The sequence below is a fragment of the Rhizobacter sp. P1_G5 genome, from assembly GCF_056405435.1.
The window spans coordinates 1-7947 of the sequence record NZ_JBFUCB010000256.1 but is presented as its reverse complement, the minus strand read 5'-3'; the positions used below and the strand labels follow the sequence as shown (position 1 = coordinate 7947).

Genomic DNA, 7947 nt, shown 5'->3' with positions numbered 1-7947 from the left:
AGTGCCTTCTCCAGCACGAAGCGGATGGATTGGTCGTCGTCAACGATCCAGATGGGTTTCATGCCCTGCCTGTGGTTCCGGTCCCGCCCGCCCCGGGCTTCTGGCTCAGGGCAACGGGATCACGATCTTGAAAAGGGTCTGGCCCGGTTTGCTCTCGCATTCGATCATGCCCTGGTGTTGCTGCACGAACGTCTGCGCCAGCGTGAGTCCCAAGCCCGACCCGCCATCGCGCCCCGATACCAGCGGGTAAAAAATGCGATCCCGGATCGACTCCGGTATTCCCGGGCCGTTGTCCTCGATATGCAAGTCCAGTGCCAATCGATAGCGCTGCTTGCCCAGCGTGACCTGGCGCGCGATGCGCGTGCGCAGCGTGATGCAGGCGTCGCCCTGCTGGATGCGCTCTGAAAGCGCCTGCGCCGCGTTGTGCGCGATGTTGAGCACCGCCTGGATCAGCTGCTCGCGGTCACCGCGGAAATCGGGGATCGAGATGTCGTAGTCGCGCTGCACCGCCAGGCCGCGCGGGAACTCGGCAATGATCAGCGAGCGCACCCGCTCGCAGACCTCGTGGATGTTGACGTCGCTCACCACGTGCGGCTTGCGGTGCGGCGCGAGCAGCCGGTCGACCAGCGCCTGCAGTCGGTCAGCCTCCTGGATGATGACCTGCGTGTACTCGGTCAGCGCGCGCGACTCGACCTCCATCTCGAGCAGCTGCGCCGCGCCGCGGATGCCGCCGAGCGGGTTCTTGATCTCGTGCGCCAGGTTGCGGATCAGCTCCTTGTTGGCACGTGCCTGGCCGAGCGCCCGCTCCTCGCGGTCCTGGCGCGTCTGCTGCTCGATCTCCACCAGCTCGACGATCGCCTCGTTCGGCCGGTCGAGCTGGTTCACGATCACGTGCACCGGCAGCGCATCGCCATGGGCCGACACCGGCCGGCGCAGCAAGGCCTCGAAGCGGCTGGTGGAGAAATCGTTGCGCACGACCGCGGCCACGGTGTCGCGCACCGAGTTGGCATCGATGAACCAGTCGAACAGCGAGCCGCCCAGCACGCTGCGCCGCGGCAGGCCCAGCACGTTCTCGAACGCGGCATTGGCGAACAGGCAGCTGCCGTCGTCGCGCACCACCGCGACCATCGTCGCCAGGTGGTCGAAGGCCTCGTAGCGCCCGGGCAGGTCGCCCGGCGCCGCCGGCCGCGCGGACTTCGGCTTGCCCACCGGCTTGTTCACCGGCGTGCTCACTGCAGCTTCGCGATTTCCCGCTTGATCGCGGCGATGTCGCTTTCCTTGCGCAGCAGGCTCGCCTTCATCTCGGCGACGCGGTCGATGTACTTCTGGTAGTTCTTCTCGTCGCCCTGGCGCTCGGGCTCGCCGTTGTTGTAGGCCTTCTGCATCTCGGCCAGGCGATCTTCTTCCTTCTTCAGCTCGGCTTCGAGGATGCGGCGTGCATCGCTGTCGCGGGCGCGCTGGTCATTCGGGTCGACGCGGTTCTGGCCTGATGTCGCCGCGCCCGAGGCCGACTTCGCCGGGCGCAGCCCCTGCACCACGGTGATCGGCGTGCCCTCGAGCGTCTTGCAGCCCTTCTCCTTGGCTTCCTTCGCCGACAGCGTGTCGGTGTAGAGCACCGGGTTGCCGGGGCAGCGGTAGACGGTCTTTTCTTCGGCGGCCCGGGCAGGCAGGGTGATCACGGTGGCAACGGCAACCAGTGTGAGCACGCGACGGGTCGTGGTTCGGTGAGAGCGCATGAGAGATACCTCGGGCCGTGGGATCTGGTGGATTGTGGCCGATCCCGCCATGCAAAAAGGGACGGCGTGGGCCGTCCCTTTTCGTCGTGTCGGTGGCGGAACCGCTGAACCTGAGAGCCTTCGCCCCCGGTCCGGGTTCCGCGCCGCCACCAGGCGCCGCAGATCAGGCGCTGTAGTACATGTCGAACTCGACCGGGTGGGTCGTCATGCGGAAGCGCGTGACCTCCTGCATCTTCAGTTCGATGTACGCATCAAGGTAAGCATCGGTGAAGACACCACCCTTGGTCAGGAACGCGCGGTCCTTGTCCAGGTAGTCGAGCGCCTGGTCGAGGCTGTGGCAGACGGTCGGGATCTTCGCGTCTTCTTCCGGCGGCAGGTGGTACAGGTCCTTCGTGGCGGCTTCGCCCGGATGGATCTTGTTCTCCACGCCGTCGAGGCCGGCCATCAGCAGGGCCGAGAACGCCAGGTACGGGTTCGCCAGCGGATCCGGGAAGCGCGCTTCGATGCGGCGGCCCTTCGGGTTGGCGACGTACGGAATGCGGATCGAGGCCGAGCGGTTCTTGGCCGAGTAGGCCAGCTTGACCGGGGCTTCGAAGCCCGGGACCAGGCGCTTGTAGCTGTTGGTGCCGGGGTTCGTGATCGCGTTCAGCGCGCGGGCGTGCTTGATGATGCCGCCGATGTAGAACAGCGCGAATTCGCTCAGGCCGGCATAGCCGTCGCCGGCGAACAGGTTCTTGCCGTCCTTCCAGACCGACTGGTGCACGTGCATGCCGGAGCCGTTGTCGCCGACGATCGGCTTGGGCATGAAGGTGGCGGTCTTGCCGTAGGCGTGGGCCACGTTGTGGATCACGTACTTCTGCAGCTGCAGCCAGTCGGCGCGCTGCACCAGCGAGCTGAACTTGGTGCCGATTTCCATCTGGCCGGCATTCGCCACTTCGTGGTGATGCACTTCGACCGGGATGCCCAGCGMTTCGAGGATCAGGCACATCTCGGAGCGCAGGTCCTGCGCGCTGTCGACCGGCGGCACCGGGAAGTAGCCGCCCTTGACCGCCGGACGGTAGCCGGAGTTGCCGTGGTCGTATTCCTTGCCGGTGTTCCAGGCCGCTTCCTCGGATTCGATCTTCGAGAACGAACCGGACATGTCCACGTTCCAGCGCACGCTGTCGAAGATGAAGAACTCGGGTTCCGGACCGAAGAAGGCGGTGTCGCCGATGCCCGACGACTTCAGGTAGGCCTCGGCACGCTTGGCCAGCGAGCGCGGGTCGCGTTCATAGGGCTTGCCGTCGGTGGGCTCGATCACGTCGCAGGTGAGGATCAGCGTCGGCTCTTCGAAGAACGGGTCGATGTTGGCCGTGTTCGGGTCCGGCATCAACAGCATGTCGGAAGCCTCGATGCCCTTCCAGCCGGCGATCGACGAACCGTCGAAGGCGTGGCCGGAGATGAACTTGTCTTCGTCGAACGCAGACAGGGGCACCGAAACGTGTTGCTCTTTGCCGCGGGTATCGGTGAAGCGGAAGTCAACGAACTTGACCTCGCTTTCCTTCACCATCTTCATCACGTCGGCGACGGTCTTTGCCATCAGGTTCTCCTAGCGAGAGGCTTGTGGGGGTGAGTGGGTGGGTACAACGACAGTTTCAGTGCCGGGAGGGGCCTGGAAATGCGCACAGGAATGTAGCAGAAAGCATGCYCGCGCCCGATGACAGAGCAGGGCCAGCCGGCATGCGCTCCACCGGGTGAGCGAGGCCTCCAAGACGATGCGTGCGAGGGGTGTTGACGCCACTTTGGTGCGCCGCGCAGCACCACGCTGGACAAGGGTTTCGGCGCTCAACGCACCAATTCGGGGCCGAGTTGCGCACCATGGCCACGCAGCCCGGCCAGCAACTCGGCGAAGGCTTCGGCCACCGGGATGGCCGCGCCCTTGACGCCCAGCTCGATGTGGCGCCCCCACTGCGGGTGGTCGACGCTCGGCAGGCTGAACACCTTGACGCCGTCGAAGCGGGCCTCGATGGCTTCCATCAGCGGCGTGAGGGTCGACTCCATCGCGCCGAACACGATGACCGACTGCTCGCGCGGGCGCTCGGTGCGGTGCTCGGCGGCGTAGCGCTCGTCGAGCACCCACTGCACCATCGGCCAGGCCATCACCGGGAAGCCGGGCACGAAGTGCACATGGCCGACCGAGAAGCCGGCGATCTTGTTGTAGGGGTTCGGGATGATCTGCGCGCCCTCGGGGAACATGCCCATGTTGAGCCGGTGCAGGTTGTCGGCGCGCTCGGGCTCGTATGGCAGGCCCTGCTCGGCGGCGATGTCGCGCATGCGCTCGAGGATCAGCTCGCGCGCCTGGGGATGGAGCGCCAGCGRCACGCCGAGCGCATTGGCGGCGCACTGGCGCGYGTGGTCGTCGGGCGTGGCGCCGATGCCGCCGCACGAGAACACCACGTCGCCGCTCGCGAAGGCTTCGCGCAGGTGGGCGGTGATGCKTGCGGGGTCGTCGCCGACGTAGCGCGCCCACGAGAGCGGGATGCCGCGTTCGCCGAGCAGCGCGATCACCTTGGGCAGGTGCTTGTCCTCGCGTTTGCCGGACAGGATCTCGTCGCCGATGATGATCAGGCCGAAGTTCATGCGGAAAGCCTTGTGGGTGGATTACGCAGGGGGCAGCGGAAGCGGTGTCGGATCGGCCGGCGGCGCCACCACCGCAGCGGCGAGCTGCTGCTCGGCGCGCAGCGCGGCCAGCGCGGCCAGCGCGAAGTGCGCGAACCACAGCGACGAGAACGCGAACACCAGCGTGTAGATCCAGATCGCGACCGGCACCAGGATCGGCGCGAGCGCGAGGAACATCAGGCCCGAGGCCCACACCAGCGACGGCGCGGCGCCGAGGTAGCCGGTTGCGATGCCGAGGCCGAGGAAGCTGGTGCGATGGCGGCGGATCAGCTCACGCCGCTCGTCCTTGCTGGCGTGCTCGGACAGCACGTCGTAGACCATCACGCGGTAGGTCAGCCAGCCCCAGATCAGCGGCGGCACGACCAGCACCATCAGCGGCACGAACCACAGCGGGATCGAGGCAATCAGCGCGACGACCGCGATCGCCGTCGAGCCGAGGCTCACGACGACGCTGCCGAGGAAGGTGCCGCCGCGGCGGCGCTCCAGCAGCGGGAAGCGGCGCTGCGCCACCAGGTTCAGCATGGCCGGCGTCATCATCGTCGCGACCACCAGCAGCGACAGCAGCACCAGCACCGGCGTCGCGAGGAAGATCACCACCAGCGGGCCCAGCACCGACTTCAGGTTGCCGGCACCGATGCTCTCGAGCCAGTTGAAGAGGGTGTGCAGCAGGTCCCACGCATTGAGCAGGTCGCGCACGCCGTCGATCGCGGCTTCCCAGAAGAAGTAGCCGAGCCCGAACGTGAGGCCGACCAGCAGGAACAGCGGCAGCAGTGACAGGACGATGACGCGCGGGTGCAGGCAGTAGGCGGCGGCGCGCCAGAAGGAATCGAAGAGAGGCTTGACCATGGCGCGGCAGGATAACCGGAGCTTCAAATCCCGTTCGCGCTGAGCCTGTCGAAGCGCTGTTCGCGCAACTCCGTTCGGGCTGAGCCTGTCGAAGCCCGGCRCGCGCCGGACACAACCCTTCGACTGACGGGCCCTCGACAAGCTCGGTCCCTGCTCAGGGCGAACGGGAGTCGGATTCAGTTCATTCGCCCGAACGCCCGTTTGAGCCCGAGCCACTGCTGAGCCCAGAACCCCTGCCCGTACTCGCGCCCACCCGCCTCGGGCAACTGGTCGCGGATCCCGGTCGGGTCGTAGCGGATCTCGAAGTTGCCGGTGCGGAACAACACATCCCACACCGGGAACAGCACCGCGAAGTTGTGTCCGCCCAGCGTGCCCTGCCCCGCGGTCTCATGCCCCAGGCCGATGCTGTGGTGCAGCCGGTGGAAGCGTGGGCTGACGAACACGCGCTCGAACACCGGGCCGAACCACACCCGCAGGTTCGCATGCGACAGGCTCTCCAGCAGCTGCGTGCAGGCCACCACCGCGATGAACTGCCCCGGCGGGATCCCGATCAGCCGCGCGACGACCACGATCACGCTGTCGCGGATCAGGTCATCGAGCAGGTGGTTGCGGTTGTCGCTCCACATCGTCATCTGCCGCTGGCTGTGGTGCAGCGAATGCAGCCCCCACCACCAGTGGAACTGGTGCTGGCCGCGGTGGATCCAGTAGTCGACGAAATCGAACACCAGCAGGTAGGCGACGAAGCTGAACCACGCGGTGTCGGTGACACCCGACCACCACGGCGCGAACCACTCGTCGAGCTGCCAGGTCGGCAGGCCCGCCAGCCGCGCGGCGCCGAAGGCCTCGTCGAACAGCGGATCGACCGCGAAGAACAAGCCCACGCGGAACAGCCCGAGCCGGTGGATCAGCGTGTACAGCACGTCGACGCGCACCGCGCGCCTGTCCGTCACCGGCTCGACCGGGCGCCAGCGCTCCAGCGCGCCGAACACCACCAGCAGCACGACGATCTGCAGCAGGCCGACCAGCAGCCAGCCGGTGGCATCGAACGCATCCTCGACGACGTTGCCGAGCCCGAGCTGGAAGGCGAGCGGCTGCACGACGCCTTCGAACAGCGCCTGCTGCACGCGGCCGAAGGCGTCGGTGAAGGCGAGCAGCAACGAATCGATCATGGCGGGAAGGTGAATGACTTCAGAAGGGATCAGCGCTGCGCGGCATCCCGGTAGGCCGGGTGGTCGCGCAGCGTCGCGAAGCAGAAGCCGCGTTGCTTGAGCCCCTGGATCAGCGGCTCGAGCACCGCCGGCGCCCACGGGTCCTGGCGCGACCAGATGCCCAGGTGGGCCAGCATCACGTCGCCCGGCCGGATGTGATCCAGCGCACGCTGCAAAAGTTGCGCGTTCGGGTAGCGATCGCTCGGCAGTTCGTCGCCGAGGAAACCGGCGGCGCTCCACGGCACATGCGTCCAGCCGCAGGCCTTGGCCGCGGCCAGCAGCGCCGGCGAGGTCTTGCCGCCCGGCGCCCGGAACAGATGCGGCATCGCCTGCCCCGTCATCGCGCGGAAGCGGTCTGCGGGGCGCTGCAGCTCGGCGCAGTACTCGGCCGCGGTCCAGGTCAGCAGTTGGCCGGCGTTCGGGCCGGCACTGGGGCGCACCTTGAAGCCGCCGCCCTTCATGCCGGTTTTCACATCGGCCACCCAGTAGACATGGTCGAAGGTGTGCGAGCCGAACAGGTGGCCTTCGGCCGCACGGGCCTTCCACCACGGCGCCCACTGGTCATCGAGGCTGGTGCCGTCGGTCTTCGTCTTCTCGTTGGCGAGGAAGAAGGTCGCCTTCACCTGCTCGCGGTTCAGCACCTCGGCGACCAGCGGGGCCACGCCCATGTGGCCGGTGTCCAGCGTCAGGTAGACCGGCTTGTCGCAGCCGGCGGCATGGGCCGGTGCGGCCAGCGCCGCGATCAGCGCTGCGACAAGGACAGGCCTAGCGGCGCGACGCATGGTCGAGCGTCCACACCCCGTGCGGCGAGCGGCCCACTGCCACCTGGCGGATCACCTGCTTCTTCTCGATGTCGACCAGCGTCAGCTTGCGCGCCCAGCGCGAGCTGACCAACAGCGTCTTGCCGTCGGCCAGCACGTCGATGCAGTCGGGGCCACCCGGCGCCGGGTAGGTGTCGACCACGCTCAGCGTGCGGGTGTCGATCATGCTGATGGTGTTGGCAACGCGGTTGCTGACGAACACATGCTGGCCGTCGCCGCGGCTGCGGAACGCATGCGCGCCGGCGCCGGTCAGGATGCGCTTGACCAGCTTCGGTTGCGCCTGGCTCACGTCGTAGACCTCGACGAACTCGTCGCCGGTGAGGCCGACCAGCAGCAGCTTGTCGTCGGGCGTCAGGTAGACGTCGGCCGGCAGCTTGCCGACGGTGATCTTCCAGCGCGGTTTCTGGGTCGCGATGTCGATCGCCATCAACTCGTCGCTGTCCTGCATCGACGAGTAGATGACGGTGCTCTTGCTGTCGATCGACAGGTGGCTGGGCGTGCGCGATGCCGGCACGCGGCCGGCGAGCTTCATCGGGTTGGCCGCGTCGGCCGGCTCCCAGCGGTAGATGTCGATGTGGTTCAGCCGGTTCGCCGCGGTGACGAACCACTTCATGTCGGGCGAGAAACGCAGGTGGTACGGGTCGGAGATCTTCGTGATCGTGCGCTGCACCTCGGCGG

8 protein-coding genes are annotated in these 7947 nt (G+C 67.3%); all 8 read right to left on the bottom strand.

Annotated features, from left to right (window positions below; translation table 11 throughout):
• Window positions 1-105 precede the first annotated feature (105 nt).
• On the bottom strand, window positions 106-1233 hold the full coding sequence (gene glnL / locus AC1D12_RS17905; protein WP_477841955.1) for a nitrogen regulation protein NR(II): 1128 nt from the start codon (window positions 1231-1233) through the stop codon (window positions 106-108).
• Window positions 1230-1679: a hypothetical protein gene (locus AC1D12_RS17900; RefSeq protein WP_477841953.1), complete on the bottom strand. Its 450-nt coding sequence runs from the start codon at window positions 1677-1679 to the stop codon at window positions 1230-1232. Before AC1D12_RS17900 ends, glnL begins: the two co-directional genes overlap by 4 nt.
• Window positions 1680-1899: 220 nt before the next feature.
• Window positions 1900-3315: a type I glutamate--ammonia ligase gene (gene glnA / locus AC1D12_RS17895; protein WP_477841951.1), complete on the bottom strand. Its 1416-nt coding sequence runs from the start codon at window positions 3313-3315 to the stop codon at window positions 1900-1902.
• Between the two features lie 245 nt (window positions 3316-3560).
• The gene (locus AC1D12_RS17890) at window positions 3561-4355 is read right to left on the bottom strand and encodes a competence/damage-inducible protein A (RefSeq protein ID WP_477841949.1); all 795 of its coding nucleotides are present in this window, start codon (window positions 4353-4355) and stop codon (window positions 3561-3563) included.
• A 21-nt stretch (window positions 4356-4376) separates the two neighbouring features.
• Window positions 4377-5240 carry an EI24 domain-containing protein gene (locus AC1D12_RS17885; RefSeq protein ID WP_477841947.1) on the bottom strand — a complete coding sequence of 288 codons (864 nt, stop codon included), beginning with the start codon at window positions 5238-5240 and terminating at the stop codon, window positions 4377-4379.
• Window positions 5241-5416: 176 nt separating this feature from the next.
• On the bottom strand, window positions 5417-6409 hold the full coding sequence (locus AC1D12_RS17880) for a sterol desaturase family protein (RefSeq protein WP_465111762.1): 993 nt from the start codon (window positions 6407-6409) through the stop codon (window positions 5417-5419).
• 29 nt (window positions 6410-6438) lie between these two features.
• Window positions 6439-7230 carry a polysaccharide deacetylase family protein gene (locus AC1D12_RS17875; RefSeq protein ID WP_047513070.1) on the bottom strand — a complete coding sequence of 264 codons (792 nt, stop codon included), beginning with the start codon at window positions 7228-7230 and terminating at the stop codon, window positions 6439-6441.
• A partial coding sequence (locus tag AC1D12_RS17870; RefSeq protein WP_477841945.1) for a YVTN family beta-propeller repeat protein occupies window positions 7214-7947 on the bottom strand: 734 nt, incomplete at its 5' end. The genes AC1D12_RS17875 and AC1D12_RS17870, both read right to left, overlap by 17 nt.